Origin of the sequence: Bacteroides sp. 224, from assembly GCF_010500995.1 — a bacterium.
In the GTDB taxonomy this organism is placed as follows: Bacteria; Bacteroidota; Bacteroidia; order Bacteroidales; family Bacteroidaceae; genus Bacteroides.
This window is the reverse complement of the sequence record NZ_QVMK01000004.1, coordinates 239,393-255,518: the sequence shown is the minus strand read 5'-3', so window position 1 is coordinate 255,518 and position 16,126 is coordinate 239,393. Positions and strand designations below refer to the sequence as shown.

General features: G+C 36.8%; 12 protein-coding genes. 8 read left to right on the top strand and 4 right to left on the bottom strand.

The features are described from left to right. Positions 1–11 precede the first annotated feature (11 nt). Positions 12–1,088 (bottom strand): SPOR domain-containing protein, encoded by a 1,077-nt coding sequence (locus tag D0T60_RS04580; RefSeq protein ID WP_163216971.1) that lies wholly within the window; start codon positions 1,086–1,088, stop codon positions 12–14. Between the two features lie 167 nt (positions 1,089–1,255). On the opposite strand from D0T60_RS04580, the gene D0T60_RS04575 reads away from it, so the two are divergent. Together D0T60_RS04575 and D0T60_RS04570 are read left to right on the top strand one after the other, a co-directional pair. After that, entirely contained in the window at positions 1,256–2,569 is a 1,314-nt protein-coding gene (locus D0T60_RS04575) for a UDP-glucose/GDP-mannose dehydrogenase family protein (protein ID WP_163216970.1), read from the top strand. Positions 2,570–2,615: 46 nt separating this feature from the next. After that, positions 2,616–3,413, top strand: a complete 798-nt coding sequence (locus D0T60_RS04570; RefSeq protein WP_163216969.1) for a DUF4738 domain-containing protein — start codon at positions 2,616–2,618, stop codon at positions 3,411–3,413. Positions 3,414–3,419: 6 nt separating this feature from the next. Here D0T60_RS04570 and D0T60_RS04565 read toward each other — a convergent pair whose 3' ends face one another. Together D0T60_RS04565 and serB are read right to left on the bottom strand one after the other, a co-directional pair. Further along, positions 3,420–4,670, bottom strand: coding sequence for a DEAD/DEAH box helicase (locus D0T60_RS04565; protein WP_163216968.1), 1,251 nt, complete (start codon positions 4,668–4,670; stop codon positions 3,420–3,422). A gap of 36 nt (positions 4,671–4,706) precedes the next feature. Beyond that, complete coding sequence (gene serB, locus D0T60_RS04560; RefSeq protein ID WP_163216967.1) at positions 4,707–5,945, bottom strand: phosphoserine phosphatase SerB; 1,239 nt, start codon at positions 5,943–5,945, stop codon at positions 4,707–4,709. A gap of 273 nt (positions 5,946–6,218) precedes the next feature. Between serB and D0T60_RS04555 the strand changes: the two genes are divergently transcribed. Both D0T60_RS04555 and tdh read left to right on the top strand, forming a co-directional pair. Further along, positions 6,219–6,713, top strand: a complete 495-nt coding sequence (locus D0T60_RS04555) for a TlpA disulfide reductase family protein (RefSeq protein WP_163216966.1) — start codon at positions 6,219–6,221, stop codon at positions 6,711–6,713. A 397-nt stretch (positions 6,714–7,110) separates the two neighbouring features. Further along, on the top strand, positions 7,111–8,136 hold the full coding sequence (tdh, locus tag D0T60_RS04550; protein ID WP_163216965.1) for an L-threonine 3-dehydrogenase: 1,026 nt from the start codon (positions 7,111–7,113) through the stop codon (positions 8,134–8,136). A 92-nt stretch (positions 8,137–8,228) separates the two neighbouring features. Here the strand turns inward: tdh and D0T60_RS04545 are convergent, their stop codons facing one another. Next, positions 8,229–8,921, bottom strand: a complete 693-nt coding sequence (locus D0T60_RS04545; RefSeq protein WP_163216964.1) for an AIM24 family protein — start codon at positions 8,919–8,921, stop codon at positions 8,229–8,231. Between the two features lie 106 nt (positions 8,922–9,027). Here D0T60_RS04545 and D0T60_RS04540 point away from each other — a divergent pair, with 106 nt between their 5' ends. The 4 genes from D0T60_RS04540 to D0T60_RS04525 all read left to right on the top strand — a co-directional run bounded on the left by D0T60_RS04540 (position 9,028) and on the right by D0T60_RS04525 (position 16,119). Then, positions 9,028–9,753, top strand: coding sequence for a hypothetical protein (locus D0T60_RS04540; RefSeq protein WP_163216963.1), 726 nt, complete (start codon positions 9,028–9,030; stop codon positions 9,751–9,753). A 608-nt stretch (positions 9,754–10,361) separates the two neighbouring features. Then, positions 10,362–11,255: an ABC transporter ATP-binding protein gene (locus D0T60_RS04535; protein WP_163216962.1), complete on the top strand. Its 894-nt coding sequence runs from the start codon at positions 10,362–10,364 to the stop codon at positions 11,253–11,255. A 43-nt stretch (positions 11,256–11,298) separates the two neighbouring features. Next, positions 11,299–14,607, top strand: coding sequence for a xanthan lyase (locus D0T60_RS04530; RefSeq protein ID WP_163216961.1), 3,309 nt, complete (start codon positions 11,299–11,301; stop codon positions 14,605–14,607). Between the two features lie 18 nt (positions 14,608–14,625). Then, positions 14,626–16,119, top strand: a complete 1,494-nt coding sequence (locus D0T60_RS04525; protein ID WP_163216960.1) for a TolC family protein — start codon at positions 14,626–14,628, stop codon at positions 16,117–16,119. Positions 16,120–16,126 lie beyond the last annotated feature (7 nt).

The window sequence follows — 16,126 nt, the reverse complement described above, 5'->3', positions numbered from 1 at the left end:
TAGGTTTTCTTTTACTTAACAGGTAGTAGCCAAGCACTTTTGTATGCTTTGTTTTTTCGTAATTTAAGTAGTTGATTGTCGGCCTTTTTACGATCGGAGAATGAGAAAATACTGACTCTTGTTTTGCCGTTTTTTGTTATTATTTGGGCATTTTTATAGCCTTCTTTATGAAGCTGTTCAATAATCTCTTTCCCTTCTTTCGAATTTGCGACACTGGCTACGATAATATGATAAGTATGTTGTTTCTTTTTAATTGTTTTTTGTTTAGAGGCCTTTTGCACTTTCTTCTCTACTACTATTGGCTCTTTTATTGTTTCTGTTTCAATAGGTAGAGGTTCTTTAATTGGTTCTTCTACTTGAACCTTGGGCTGTGGTTGGGGCTGATGGCGTTGTTGCTCTTCTTCTGCCTGTATTCCTACGAGTGATGTTAAAAGAGAGTGTTTCTCTATTTTTTCGAGAAAGCCGGAGGGTATTAATTGTGCATAATTTACTTGTTCTATCTGTGTATTCTCAATAGGAGAGGATAAGGCAAAAAACAAGATAATGGTTATGGCAGCAGCAACTGTATTCCTTAATAAGGTACGGTTAATCTTAATTTCATAATGTTTTTTGGAAGTTGGCTGAACGGCTGGTAAATCAAGTGGCTTCTCTGTTGGTTTAAGCAGATCTTTCAGCTCTGTAATGCCAAAAGTATCCAGTCCATATAAAGAAGGAGATATTAGGTTGTGATTATACGGATTGAATATGTATGAATTATCTATGGAGTATGATAACTCTCCAATGTTTGCAAGTTCAATTTTTCCCTCTTTATGAAGTGTATTGATAAGCTGTTCTACTTCAGATTTAATAATAAGGCTTGCATCAGCAAAACTTGTATTATATACTTCCATATATGATTGAACCAGTATGCCATCATTCATCTTTAGCTGAGGATTGAAGCCTATAATGCGAGTTGGTGCTTGAAAGATAGCTTCTTCTTCCGACCAATGAGCTGGGGAATAATGAGTAACAAACCCTCCGAAACCAGGTATAATTACACAATCATTTTCCAATAATAAAACTTCAATATGCTGGGCTAAATCAATCATGAGTGCAAAAGTAGTATATAAATTGCAGATATGAGAAGAAGGATTGCTTTTTGTTATTAACAATTTATAAACGCTTTCTTGCTTGTGTTGATGAATATGAGAAAAAAAGTTGTATTTTTGTGCTTTACTTATGATCTGATTCTTAAACTTAATGCATTGATAAAAGAATGAAAATAGCAATTGTGGGTACAGGTTATGTGGGTTTGGTTACAGGAACCTGTTTTGCTGAAATTGGAGTGAATGTTACATGCGTTGATACGAATGTCGAAAAAATAGAGTCTCTTAAAAATGGCATAATCCCAATATATGAAAATGGGTTGGAAGAGCTGGTTCTTCGTAATTCTAAAGCAGGGAGATTGAACTTTACCACTTCTCTCGAAAGCGTATTGGATGATGTAGAGGTTGTTTTTAGTGCTGTAGGTACTCCACCGGACGAAGATGGAAGCGCCGATTTAAAATATGTATTGGAAGTAGCCCGTACGATTGGTCGGAATATGAAAAAATATGTATTGGTTGTGACTAAAAGTACTGTTCCTGTAGGCACTGCATGTAAAGTGAAAGATGCTATAAAAGAAGAATTAAATAAAAGAGGGGAGGATATTGAGTTTGATGTAGCTTCTAATCCTGAATTCTTAAAAGAAGGAAATGCTATCAGCGACTTTATGAGTCCTGACAGAGTAGTAGTAGGAGTGGAGTCGGAACGTGCAGAAAAACTGATGAGCAAACTTTATAAACCATTTTTGCTAAATAACTTCCGTGTTATTTTTATGGATATCCCTTCTGCTGAAATGACAAAGTACGCAGCCAATTCTATGCTTGCTACACGTATCAGCTTTATGAACGATATTGCTAATCTTTGCGAGTTAGTAGGGGCCGATGTGAATATGGTACGCAATGGCATTGGTTCGGATACTCGTATCGGACGAAAATTCCTGTATCCGGGTATTGGATATGGGGGCTCTTGTTTTCCTAAAGATGTAAAAGCATTAGTTAAAACTGCGGAACAGAACGGATATTCCATGCGCGTATTAAAGGCTGTTGAAGAAGTGAATGATTTGCAGAAAAGTATTTTGTTCCGGAAATTAGAAAAACACTTTCAAGGAAATCTTAAAGGGAAAACGATTACTTTATGGGGACTTGCCTTTAAACCGGAAACAGATGATATGCGAGAAGCGCCTTCTTTAGTTATTATTGATTTGTTGTTGAAGGCCGGATGTAATATACGCGTTTATGATCCTGTAGCCATGAAGGAATCTCAAGGAAAAATAGGGGATGCCGTTTATTATGCCAATGATATGTATGATGCTGTTCTGGATGCCGATGCTTTGATGCTTATTACTGAATGGAAAGAATTTCGTTTGCCTTCTTGGGCAGTTATCAAAAAAGCAATGAATAAACACGTGATCTTTGATGGGCGGAATATCTATGAGAAGAAAGAAATAGAGGAACAAGGATTCGATTATTATTGTATAGGTAAATAATAAGCTTATTTCAAAGTTTTGTGTACATTTGCACAAAACTTTGACTATGACAAGGAGTATCATAAGTATAATGACTATTCTGTTGTTGGCATCTTGTACAAGTAGAGGATTTATAACGTCTTCTGGAAGGGCTGAAAATCAGAAAGCAAAACAATTGTTACAGGGAATCTGGCTTGATGAAGAAACAGATGCTCCGTATTTGTATATTGTTGGTGATACAATCTACCATACAGATTCCAATTCTACACCGGTTTATTTTCAAATAATCAAAGACAGTCTTTTTACTTATGGAAATGAGGTCGCCCGTTATTATATAGATAGGCAGACCGATTACACTTTTTATTTTCAGACCTTATCCGGAAATAAGGTAAAGCTTTATAAATCAGAAAATGAATCTGATTCTTTGGCATTTCCGGATAATTCGCACCATATTATTCCTACTTATACAGAGGTAACCCAACGAGATTCTGTTGTATATTATAATAATGTACGATATAGGGCTTATGTCTATATTAATCCTTCTACAATGAAAGTGACTAAAACCATTTATTCAGAAGACGGATTGAGTGTAGATAATGTATACTATGATAACATTATGCATATTTGTGTGTATGAAGGAAAGAATTGTTTATTTGCAAGCGATATTCGCAAAGAGCAATTGAAAGAATACATCTCAGAAGATCTTTATATTACATCCATCCTTGCCGATATGGAATTTGTTCATGTTGACAAAGAGGGATTTCTGTACCAAGCTAATTTATGTATACCTGATAGCCCGGTTTGTAATATTATTAATTTGCTGATAAGTTTTGATGGTAAACTATTGATATCAGCTGTGGAGTAAAAAGAATTATTTCTTTTTAGAAGTTGCTTGGGTATTCTTCTTATTTCCCCCATTGCTTTTATAATTCTTTCTGGGTTTTCTGCCACCTGTGTATCTCGTTGCTCGGGGAGCGTATTCCGGCGATTCTCCAAGTTCGGCTGGTACGGGTATTTTATAGATTGTTTTGCCTAAGAAATCTTCAATGCTCTTAAAATTGCTTTGTTCTTTTTCGCTGACAAAAGTAATTGCCACCCCATCATTGTTGGCACGGGCGGTTCGGCCGATACGATGAACATAGTCTTCGCTATCATGAGGAACATCATAGTTGATTACCGATCGGATATCATCAATGTCAATTCCTCTGGATACAATATCTGTAGCTACAAGAATATTTATTTTGCCGGATTTGAACTCATACATAATAGCTTCCCGTTGCGATTGCTCCAGATCGGAATGCATTTCGCCAACGTTCAGTTTCATTCTTTTAAGTGCTTTGGTAACCTCTTTTACCTTTATTTTGGACGAAGCAAATATGATTCCTTTCTCTGGTACCTGATCTGCAAATAAGCTTTGAATGATTCCTAATTTTTGAGATTCATAGCAAATGTAGGCTGCCTGTATAATCTTCTCTGCCGGTTTAGATACTGCCAGTTTAATTTCTTCCGGATTACGTAGGATGGTTTTTGCCATTTGCTGAATCTTGGCAGGCATGGTTGCGGAAAACATAATAGTTTGCCGTTCTTCGGGCAAATACTTAACTATTTGCATAATATCGTCAAAGAATCCCATATCAAGCATACGGTCTGCTTCGTCGAGCACAAAGAAAGATACTTTAGAGAAGTCTACATAGCCAAGATTCAAATGCGCCAACAAGCGTCCGGGGGTAGCTATTACTACATCGGCACCTAATACCAAACCTTTTTTTTGTTGTTCAAATAAAATGCCATCATTTCCTCCGTAAACAGCCACACTTGATGTAGGCATAAAATAAGAAAAGCCCTCCATCTGCTGGTCAATCTGTTGTGCGAGTTCACGAGTCGGAGACATTATTACACAATTGATGGCATCTTCCGGATAGTTTCCCGTACTTAGTTTGTTGAGAATGGGCACAAGAAAGGCTGCGGTTTTGCCGGTGCCGGTTTGTGCAACTGCTATTAAATCTTTTCCCTCTAATATAATAGGTATGGCTTGCTCTTGTACAGGTGTACAATCATCAAACCGCATTGCATCAAGTGCTTCAACTACACTCTCTTCTAACTTTAGTTCAGAAAACTTCATTTCATTTTTATTTGTGAGCAAAGATAATCAATAAAATTAGAGTTTGCCCCGTTCATCTAAATATGAATCTTTGAAACCTAAGAAATAAAGTACGCCATCCAGACCAATTGTATTGATAGACTGTTTGGCATTAGCTACTACTTTAGGTTTAGCGTGGAAAGCAATACCCAACCCGGCTACACCAAGCATCGGAAGGTCATTAGCTCCATCGCCTACAGCAATGGTTTGTGCAATATCCACTTTTTCTACTTGTGCAATCAGGCGAAGAAGTTCAGCTTTTCGTTTTCCGTCTACAACATCTCCCAAATAGTTTCCGGTGAGCTTTCCATCTACAATTTCCAGTTCATTGGCATATACATAGTCAATACCATATTTATCTTGCAAGTATCTGCCGAAATAGGTAAATCCTCCGGAAAGGATAGCTATTTTGTATCCATATCTTTTTAAAACATACATTAAGCGATCAACTCCTTCTGTAATAGGAAGACTTTCGGCTATTTCTCGCATTACAGATTCATCCAGTCCTTTTAATAATGCAACACGTTCCCTAAAACTTTCCGTAAAGTCTATTTCGCCACGCATGGCACGTTCTGTAATCGCTTTTACCTGATCGCCAACTCCGGCACGTATGGCCAGCTCATCAATAACTTCGGTTTCAATCAGTGTAGAATCCATGTCGAAGCAAATAAGACGGCGCATTCTTCGGTACATATTATCTAACTGAAAGGAGAAGTCCATTTCCAAATCACGGGCAAGTATCATTAATTCTTCTTGCATGGCTACGCGATCTTTGGGAGTGCCACGAACCGAAAACTCAATACAAGCTCTGGCGCTTTCCTTGCTCTCATCTAAAGGAATACGACCGGTAAGTCGTTTAATGGCATCAATATTCATGCTTTGTTCCGATAGGATGCGAGTAACCGCAGCTATTTGACGGGCTGAAAGCTTACGCCCAAGAAGGGTTAAGATGTATCGGTTTTTACCTTGCATTTTTACCCATTCCTCATATTCTTCGGTCGAAGTAGGATAAAAACGAATAGTAACTCCCAAAGAAGAAGCTTTAAACAACAACTCTTTCATAATAAATCCCGAATGTTGTTCTTCGGTTTTGCATAAAATACCTAAAGATAATGTATTATGAATATCAGCTTGACCAATATCAAGAATGGTAACATCATATTTAGCCAGGATTTCTGTAATTGAAGCTGTAAGCCCGGGACGATCTTCTCCGGTGATACGAATTAAAATTAATTCGGTGTTGGATGATTGTTGCATAATTCAAATTAGAGAGTCTTGATTTTTTATGCAAAAGTAAGAAAAAAACCTCTGTTTATGCTAAATAACATAAAAAATAACCCAAAAAAGAGAGAAAAAGGCTTGTTTTTTTGGATCGTATTACAATAACTGCATAACTTTGCGCCCGATTTCAGTATTGAGAATACTGATATTAGCAAAACTATTTTATCAATGTTTTGTTATAGATAAGGTTCCGGGAAGAAATAACTGTGATAACAGTTCCCGGAATAGTATTAACCAAAACCCCAATGCATGAAGCATGTAAAATGGATTTTTGTTGTATTACTCATTAGTTCCTTGACTTCTTTCGTTGCGAAAGATAAACCTACCGGAGGTTTAAACACGGGCGACATAGCCCCGGATTTTAAAATCAAAGATATGTCGGATAAGCAAACGACTCACCTGAACGAGTTGAAAGGTAAATACGTTTTGCTTAGTTTTTGGGCAAGTTATGATGCGCATTCCCGGATGCTTAACGCAAGTTTAAGCCATGCAACTCAATCTGCTCACTCTAATGTACAAATGGTTTCTGTTTCGTTTGATGAATATCAATCGATTTTTGATGAGACTATTCGTAGGGATCAAATAGTTACTCCCACCTGTTTCGTTGAAACAAAAGGAGAGGAATCTGGTTTATTTAGAAAGTACAATCTAAACCGTGGTTTCGCTAACTATTTACTGGATGCTAATGGTGTGATTATAGCCAAAAACATCTCTGCAGCTGATCTTTCTAGTTACTTGAATTGAAATTAGTTTTAATTTACAGCTAACAGAAAGTTTAATTTTCGATCTGTTTTAAGATTAGATCGGAAAAGTTTAAAGAGGAAATGAATACAACAAAAGATCCCACTTGGATTTAGCGTTACTGCTAAAAACAAGTGGGATTTCTTATTTATAATCCAAAAGAATAATATACCTTTGAATCAGAAACTATTTTGAATTTTATTCTGTGATAAATTAGTCTTATTTTTTGTTTAGCTATTGCTTTTTTTAAAGGAGCATAGCGGGCTATGTGACTGAAAATAAAGCAATAGATAAGTGAAAAAGAAGGCTGATTTAGCCAGATATAAACAATAAATAAATTGTTCCATAAAATTCAAAATAGTTTCTGATATTTATAACCTTGTTAAAAAAAAACGTAATAATGAAAGCTTTAGTTAAATCACGTCCCGGAAAAGGTCTTTGGATGGAAGATGTTCCAATGCCTGAAATTGGAGTCAATGATGTTTTAATAAAAATCAAGAAAACCGCTATTTGTGGAACAGATCTTCATATATATAGATGGGATAAATGGTCGGAGAAGACGATCAAAACTCCCATGATTATTGGGCATGAGTATGTAGGTACAGTGGCTAAAATAGGCGAGGGGGTAAAAAACCTTAATGTTGGAGATCGGGTGACAGGAGAAGGGCATATTGCTTGCGGGCATTGCCGTAACTGTCGTCGTGGTAAGAAACATGTATGCGAAAATACAATAGGTATTGGGGTGAATAGAGACGGTGCTTTTGCTGAATATCTATCTATTCCGGCAGAGAATGTGGTGCGCTTGGATGATCGTATCTCGGATGAAATGGCCAGTATCATGGACCCATTTGGAAATGCCACACATACAGCTTTATCTTTTCCTATTGTTGGCGAAGATGTATTGATTACAGGTGCCGGACTGATTGGCTCTATGGCTACAGCTATTTGTCGGTTTGCCGGAGCCAGATACATTGTTGTCAGCGATTTAAGCGATTACAGACTGAATATTGCCAAACAGATGGGAGCTACTTTAACTATAAATCCGGCTAAAGGAGAAACAATCGAACAGGCTGTAAAGCAACTACACATGAGTGGTTTTGATATTGGTTTGGAAATGTCGGGTTCTCCCAAAGCCTTTAATGAGATGCTTGACAGTATGTACAATGGATCTAAAATCTCATTACTGGGTATTCAACCAGAAGGTACTGCCATCGATTGGGATAAAGTTATCTTTAAAGCACTGACATTAAAAGGTATTTATGGTCGCGAAATGTGGGAAACCTGGTATCAGATGGAACAAATGCTTATTTCGGGCATAGATTTAAATCCAATTATAACTCATCGTTTATCCGTAGATGATTTCTTACAAGGATTTGAAATTATGGATGGGGGAGAGTGCGGTAAAGTTATTCTGGATTGGGAGTAAATGAGTTTATTAAGTTGAACACAAAGACACGGAGGCACAGAAATTTTTATTTAATAGCTCTGTGTCTTCGTGTCTCTGTGTTCAAGCACAGTTTATTCCGCCGTTCCGTAAGTTTCTTCGTACGGCTGTACAATTACCCAACCATCTCCTTCGAACTGTAGCTGAAAACTTTCTCCCGAGCCACGTCCTATAAATGTTTTAAGAGAAATATCGGTTTTAATTTTAGGAGTTAAATTGCCTGACCATGCAACTGTGGCGTTAGGATCTGTATATACAGGTTTTCCGGGTTTTACCAATAATGTAAGAGGATCTCCATGAGTAGTGATAGCTACATGTCCTGTACCATTTAAATGGACTTGAAATAAACCTCCTCCCATAATTCCGGCCACGCTTTTCATCATCTTTATATCTGACTTGATAGACTCTTCGTGCGCCAATACATCATTCCCGTTTACATTGATAGTTTCATTTTCCAGGTAGAGTACGCGAACTTTTTTAGCTAAGTCGGCTACATATACTCTGCCGGTTCCGGAAGCTTTCATCATAGAAGTTCCTTCTCCACTAACAGCTTTTTTAAGTAAGTTGCCCACTCCTTTACTTAACATACCTTCTCTGGTGAATTTAATTTCACCATCATAAGCAACCATAGCTCCTTTTTTTATCATAATTGTTTGGTTGTTTATATTGAGTTCCAACAGATGTTCTTTTTCAAGTTCGAATAAACCATTTTTTGTGTCACTTTGTGCTGTCTCTTGAATGAATGAACGAATAGAATATTTTTCCATAAAGCAAAATAAAGTTTTGTTTGTGAATAAATTAATAGAATCTTTGCGACAAAGATATAGATATTACTTATATATTTGCACAAAACTTAACTATAATATTAAAACAATGAAAAAAGCTGTTCTATTATTTGTGTTACTTTTAGGGGCGAATATTTACTCCTTTGCACAAAACTACATTGATGTTCTTTACTTAAAAGACGGAAGTATAATTAAGGGGCATGTTCTTGAACAAATACCTGATAAAACTGTAAAAATACAAACTTATGATGGAAGTGTTTTTGTGTATAACATGGATCGGGTAGAGAAAATATTAAAAGAAAACAATTATAGGAGAGCAACGAAACAAGAGTATGCTCCTAAAAAATCATCATTGCGCGGCTATAAAGGATTCGTTGATTTTGGCTATGCCTTTATGGGAGGTGATTATGACGATTGGTTTAACCTGAATCATTTTGAGGTAACAACTACACACGGTTATCAGTTTAATAACCATATTTTTGTAGGGGGAGGTATGGGATATCGTTACTACACAGATATTGAAAAACACTCCGTGCCGATTTATGCAAATTTCCGCGCCAACTTTTTAAAATCAAAAGTTTCTCCGTTTGTAGATGTGAGAACCGGAGGTACTGTTGGTGATGTAGAAGGGGGATTTGCAACGATAGGTGGCGGAGTACGTATTGGATTAGCAGGAAGAACAGCCTTAAATCTTTCTCTTTCCTATTCTTATCAGTCGTATGATGAGTATGATTTTGGTTGGCATTATTATGATAATTGGTATTACGACTCGGAATCACACGGAGTAAGCCTCAAATTAGGATTTGAGTTTTAAAGTATTAAACAGAAATATAGTGTAAGAAACCGTTTTGAATTTTATGGAATAATCTATTATTGCTTATATCTGGCTAAATCAGCCTTCTTTTTCGCTTATCTATCACTTTATTTGCAGTCACATAGCCCGCTATGCTCCTTATAAATAAAGCAATAGCTAAACAAAAAATAAGACTAATTTATCACAGAATAAAATTCAAAACAGTTTCTAAGCCGGTATGCAATAATAGCATATCGGTTTTTTTGTAATCCAGCTGAAATTTATTCCTTTTTCACCTGCAAACTATTCTTTTTCTTAGCAAAAGTTATTCGTCCACCCGCGGGTGGACGCAAAGTACTCCGCGGGTGGACGCAAGGTACACCACGGGTGGACGAAACGTACACCGCGGGTGGACGAATAATTTTTGCAAGGAAATGAAATAGTTTTTGCATGAAATAATAATAGTTTTCTTGTGCAAAAGAGATACTTATAAGTACATTAAACGATCTTCAATTGTTCTCAAATCATAAAAAATGTTCCTCATTCATGTATTTTTCATAAAACAAGTTTGAATTTGGAACATGTAACTAAAAAAATGCTACTTTAGCCCTCGTTAACACTACCAATTGATGAGCATATCTATTAAAGCCTTAAATAAAGTGTATCCCAATGGGAACCATGCACTTAAAAATTTAAACCTTGAAATACCTACCGGCATGTTTGGATTATTGGGTCCTAACGGTGCAGGTAAATCTACTTTGATGCGTATACTTGTTGCCTTAATGGAACCCAGTTCCGGAGAGGTGAATGTTTTTGGTTATGATTTAAGAAAGCAACGCAAAGAAATCAGAGCCATATTAGGCTATTTACCTCAGGATTTCCGTTTTTTTGCTAAATATAAAACGTATGAGTTTTTAGATTATGCAGCGCGTCTTTCCGGTATGAATAATAGCAAATTACGTAAACAGGCTGTCGACAATATGCTCGAAAGTGTAGGACTGTTTGATGTACGCGAACGATATGCCAATAAACTTTCCGGAGGGATGAAACGCCGTTTGGGCATTGCACAGGCTTTAATACACAATCCGAAAGTTATTATAGTGGATGAACCTACCACGGGGCTCGACCCGGAAGAGAGAATCCGTTTCCGTAACCTGCTATCTGAAGTAAGTGAAAACGGAGTAACCATTATACTTTCCACCCACATTGTGGGCGATATATCCAGCTCTTGCAAGCACATGGCTTTAATGAATAAAGGAGAAGTTGCCTTTTATGGTTCTCCCGAAGAAATGATAAAGCGTACCGAAGGTAAAGTTTGGCGAATTAAAGTATCGGCAGATGAATTGCACGAAGTGGATAAAAAATATCCGGTAATCTCTACCATTCCTTCCGGAACAGGCTGGGAGGTGCAAGTCGTTACCGAGGAAGTAGTGGGATTTGATGCCGAACCCTATCCCCCAAATCTGGAACACGCATACGTGTACTACATGGAAAACGAACTAAACCTCTGGACGAACGATTAATAAACAACTAACAAACTAAACTATTTTAACGAACTATCATCCTATGTCATTTATTCATAATGTACAGTCGGTAGCAAAGTACGAAAGTAAACTCCTGGTACGAAGTTGGTTTTTCAGGGTGTTTACAGTATTGGCTTTGTTGATTTTGGGTATTTATAATGGTAACATGTTGTTATCCGAAGATGCTTGGGGCAGTTGGATGATGAAAGCCGTTTCATCCAATATTCCTTATGTTAGTTTGTTGTTGCTAAATACAGGGCAGGCGGTTATTGCCATATTTCTGGCCTCAGACTTTCTTAAACGAGATAAAAAGCTCGATACCTCCGAAGTTTTTTATGTACACTCTTTGAGTAATGCCGAGTATGTAATTGGTAAGATTTGGGGAAATCTACGGGTTTTTCTGATCTTGAATCTCATCGTATTGGGAATGACGCTTTTATTTAATTATATGTCAACCGGAGCATACGTTGATTTACTGGCATACCTTCAATATTTCTTTATTATTTGTGTTCCGACTTTAATTTTCATTATCGGCCTTTCTATTTTTATGATGCTGGTATTAAAGAACCAGGCTTTGACTTTTGTTATTTTACTTGGATATATCGGGCTCACCATTTTTTATATAGGAAACAAATTCTATTATTTGTTTGACTATATGGCATACAGCCTTCCGTTAATGAAGTCTTCGATTGTTGGATTTACCAATTATGTAACTGTACTCAATCATAGAGCAATTTATCTTTTTGCCGGTATTGCTTTTATTTGCTTAACCATCTCTCTTTTCAATCGTTTGCCCAATTATTCCCGAAGCAGTTATCCCTGGGTTGCATTAGGCGTTTTAATGTTGCTTGGGAGTGGAGCGGCAGGTTTTAACCACATCCGTCTGATATTGCACGAAGGCAGCGTGCGTAAACAATATACGGAAATCAATAACAAATATGTGAATACACCTAAAATGGTTATTGATAAATATGATATCTGGGTGGAACAACAACCTTCCTCTATTACCGCCGAGGTAAAGGTGAAGGGTACAGCTCTGAAAAGCTCTTCTGTATTTGCTTTTTGTTTAAATCCGGGGTTGCAGGTAGATCATATAGAGTATGAAGGAACCCCTGTTAAGTATACTCGTGACCATCAGATTATTCTTGCCGATTTTGAAAAAGAAATAACTCAGGGAGACAGTATTTCCCTTACCATTAAATATCATGGTAAGATAAATAACGACTTTTGTTATTTAGATATTCCCGAAGAAGTACTTCAAAAGGAAAACAAAAGAATGTTGATTAATGTAGATAAACAATATTCTTTTCAAACAGATAATTATTTGTTATTTACTCCGGAAACCTATTGGTACCCACGTCCGGGGATTTCGTTTAGTGATGAAAATCCCGACTGGCTACAATCTTATTTTAGCGATTTCAACATTACAATTAAACCTTTGCCCGGTTTAATACCCCTATCACAAGGAAGAAATATTTCTGAAGCAGAAGGTGTATATGTGTATTCTACAGACTATCCGGTACAGGCTGTTTCATTAATTATTGGCAAATATGCACGGAAAAGTATTGAGGCCGATAGTGTTTTGTTTAATGCCTGGTATATAGAAGGGCATGATTTCTTTAGTGCCGAGCTCGACAGTATTCAAGATACCATTCCTCATTTGCTGAAAGAAGCCAAACAACGCATGGAGAGGGAAACTAAACTCAATTATCCGTTTAAGCAGTTTTCTTTGATTGAAGTGCCGGCTCAATTCCATACGTATGTGCATGCTTGGTCGCAATCGCAAGAAACCATGCAACCGGAGATGGTACTCTTTCCGGAAAAAGGATGGATATTTGATGAAATGGATATACGCAGAAGATGGAAAAACCGCATTGAATGGTCTAAATGGGATCGGCAAATTGATGAATACGAAGCTAAGATAAGAACTTTTGATGATCTTTTGTACAATTTCATGGATTCGGAAGGAAAGGTTGATTTTTCTATGGGCCAACGCGGAAGAATGGAGATAACTTCGGAAGCCAATCCTTATTATGTATTTCCTCAGTTCTATAATTTTAGATATAATATATTTTCGTCGGAATGGTCGGTTTCTAACCGAATTGTAGAGCTTTATTTGCAAAGAAAGTCGGAAGATGGCGGCTGGGAAAGAAATTACAATGGTATATCCAATAATGAAAAAGCAAATTTATTGTTAGATCGACATTCATTTAAGGAGTTATTAGGAGATGCCAAGTATCGGGATATTCAAGATAATATTATAGGTCTTAAAGCGGCGGTGCTTTTCTCTGTCCCTGAAATGGGCATTGGGGTAAATGCTTTTAAAGACTCATTGTATACAATGCTAAGAAGAAATACATTTAAAAACATTCAGTTTGAAAATCTATTAGACACATTAGGGCATATAACTCAAACAGATATTCGATCGGAAATAACAAAATGGAATCATCCAACTCCTCTTCCGTATTTTACGGTTTATCCGCCCGAAGTATCTCATATTATAAATAGGGGTAAAGAGAGTTTTGTGCTTAAGGTAACTATTTCAAATCTTTCCGATCACGATGGTATAGTACACGTTAATACACGCGTGGGAGGGTATTGGAATGACGATCCCGATCCAAGAGCCAGCCGGAAGGTTACATTGAAGCCTCATGAAACAAAGATGCTGGTTTCTGTATGGGAAGAAGAACCTCGTAATATAGAAGTCAATACTATTATATCTAATAACTTACCGGCAACCATCTACCTTCCTGTACGTAATATTGTGAAGGAAAACAGAACAACCGTTGATGAAGAAGGCGATTTTGTAATTGAGGGAGGTGTTAAACAAAGTCCCAATGAAATTATCATAGATAATGAAGACCCCTTATTCTCATTATCTGAACCTGCCATAGTAGGGCTTCTTCCCAAATGGCTGGATAGAATTGAAGATAGTGGATTTAAGTATATGGGAGTGCAGTCCTGGCGTCCTCCTTTGCAATGGACACCTACTACCAATGGTGGATATTACGGAGAGTACATTCGTTCGGCTTATGTAATAAAGAGTGGAGACGGTACTCAAACAGCCACCTGGAAAGCACCTCTTAATGGTGCCGGATATTATGAAATTTATTATTGGGCCTACGATAGTGAGAGCTGGAATCGAAGGCACGACGGAAAAGAATATCATTTTAAAGTAGCATACAACGGAGAAGAAGAAGATGCTTATCTTAATATGAGAAACCCCAACGGAGAATGGGAACAACTTGGAGTATATTATTTTGATACAGATACAGTGAAAGTTACATTAACCAATGAGAGTAAAATCAGAAGTGTAACAGCCGATGCAGTGAAAATAGTAAAAAGACAGTAATATAAATTAAACAGACTTATGCAAAGCAAGTTTCAACGAATGAAGAAGATTATTCTTGCTGTGAGCATCCTTATGGGAACCTCGTCACTCGTCTATGGACAGGAAGTGCTCACATTAGAAAGAACGATGGATATTGCGGCTCAAAACAGCCCAAACTTACGTACCTCTTTTATGAACTTAGAGCGGTATCAACAGAATCTTATAGCTCAAAGAGCTTCTCTCAAGTCTAAGTTTTTACTTAATATAACTCCTATAGATTATAGTAAAAGGAGTAATTTTGATAGCTTTAATTCTAAATGGTATAACAGTGAAAATTTCAACTCAAATGGTACTTTCCGTATTGAACAACCTATATTGTGGACAGATGGGTTAGTTTCTTTGACGAATACATTTGGATGGCAGAATGGTAGCTCCAGTAGTCAAAAGGAAGGTAGTAATAAAAAATTTAATAATAATTTATCATTAAGACTGGAACAACCCATTTTTACCTATAACCGAAGAAAAATGGAATTGAGGCGAATTGAGTTTGATTTGGAAAATGCCAATATAAGTTATGCTCTACAACGTCTGAATACAGAAAAACAGATTACGAATCAGTTCTATATGGTATATATGGCTCAAAGCAATTTGGAGATTAGTAAAGAAGAATTAACCAATGCGCAACAAAGCTATGATATTATAAAGAATAAGGTAGAAGCAGATTTGGCTGCTAAAGATGAGCTTTTTCAGGCTGAGTTGAATCTTGCAACAGCAAACTCCTCTGTTGAAGAGCGAATCGTATCCTTATCTAACGCAAAAGATCAGTTGAAACAAACATTGGGAATGGGATTAGATGAAGATATTGTTGTCTTTGCCGAAGTAAAGATAAACGAAGTTGAGGTTGATCTAAATAAAGCAATAGAACAAGGACTAAATTCAAGACTTGAATTGCGACAACGTGAAATAGCCACAGAGGAATTAGACTTTCAAATGATTACCACAAAAGCTCTAAATGAATTTAAAGGAAATGTAGATTTATCATTTGGTTTCACTGGAGTAAATGAAAAGTTTGAGCATATTTATAAAGATCGGATGCAGAGTCCAACTATCTCTGTAAGTTTCTCCGTTCCCTTGTTCGACTGGGGAGAAAAGAAAGCCCGTATTCGTGCACAAAAAATAGCTCAACAAATAAACAGGCTTGAAGCTCATGAAGAAAGAAAAGATATTGAATTAAATATTCGTCAAACATGGCGTAGCTTGGAAAACCTCAAAACACAGATTAGAATAGCCGAGCAAAATGTGAGGAATGCACAACTTACGTATGATTTGAATATCATTCGCTATCGCGAAGGAGACATTACAGGTATGGATATGAATCAATTCCAAACACAGCTATCAAGTAAGAAAATGACTTATTCTCAGGCTTTAATCAATTATAAAATTGAATTATTAAACCTGAAAATCCTTTCTCTATACGATTTTGAGAATAATATGGCTATTGTACCACTGAAAGATATTAACTCCGAAAAATAAATCCAGT

Bases quoted from the DNA above. Each gene is read 5' to 3' on its own strand.
- D0T60_RS04540 (WP_163216963.1), top strand. From the start codon at position 9,028: ATGAAAAAAGCTGTTCTATTATTTGTGTTACTTTTAGGGGCGAATATT.
- serB (WP_163216967.1), bottom strand. From the start codon at position 5,945: ATGCAACAATCATCCAACACCGAATTAATTTTAATTCGTATCACCGGA.
- tdh (WP_163216965.1), top strand. From the start codon at position 7,111: ATGAAAGCTTTAGTTAAATCACGTCCCGGAAAAGGTCTTTGGATGGAA.
- D0T60_RS04565 (WP_163216968.1), bottom strand. From the start codon at position 4,670: ATGAAGTTTTCTGAACTAAAGTTAGAAGAGAGTGTAGTTGAAGCACTT.
- D0T60_RS04580 (WP_163216971.1), bottom strand. From the start codon at position 1,088: ATGATTGATTTAGCCCAGCATATTGAAGTTTTATTATTGGAAAATGAT.
- D0T60_RS04555 (WP_163216966.1), top strand. From the start codon at position 6,219: ATGAAGCATGTAAAATGGATTTTTGTTGTATTACTCATTAGTTCCTTG.
- D0T60_RS04525 (WP_163216960.1), top strand. From the start codon at position 14,626: ATGCAAAGCAAGTTTCAACGAATGAAGAAGATTATTCTTGCTGTGAGC.
- D0T60_RS04535 (WP_163216962.1), top strand. From the start codon at position 10,362: ATGAGCATATCTATTAAAGCCTTAAATAAAGTGTATCCCAATGGGAAC.
- D0T60_RS04545 (WP_163216964.1), bottom strand. From the start codon at position 8,921: ATGGAAAAATATTCTATTCGTTCATTCATTCAAGAGACAGCACAAAGT.
- D0T60_RS04575 (WP_163216970.1), top strand. From the start codon at position 1,256: ATGAAAATAGCAATTGTGGGTACAGGTTATGTGGGTTTGGTTACAGGA.
- D0T60_RS04530 (WP_163216961.1), top strand. From the start codon at position 11,299: ATGTCATTTATTCATAATGTACAGTCGGTAGCAAAGTACGAAAGTAAA.
- D0T60_RS04570 (WP_163216969.1), top strand. From the start codon at position 2,616: ATGACAAGGAGTATCATAAGTATAATGACTATTCTGTTGTTGGCATCT.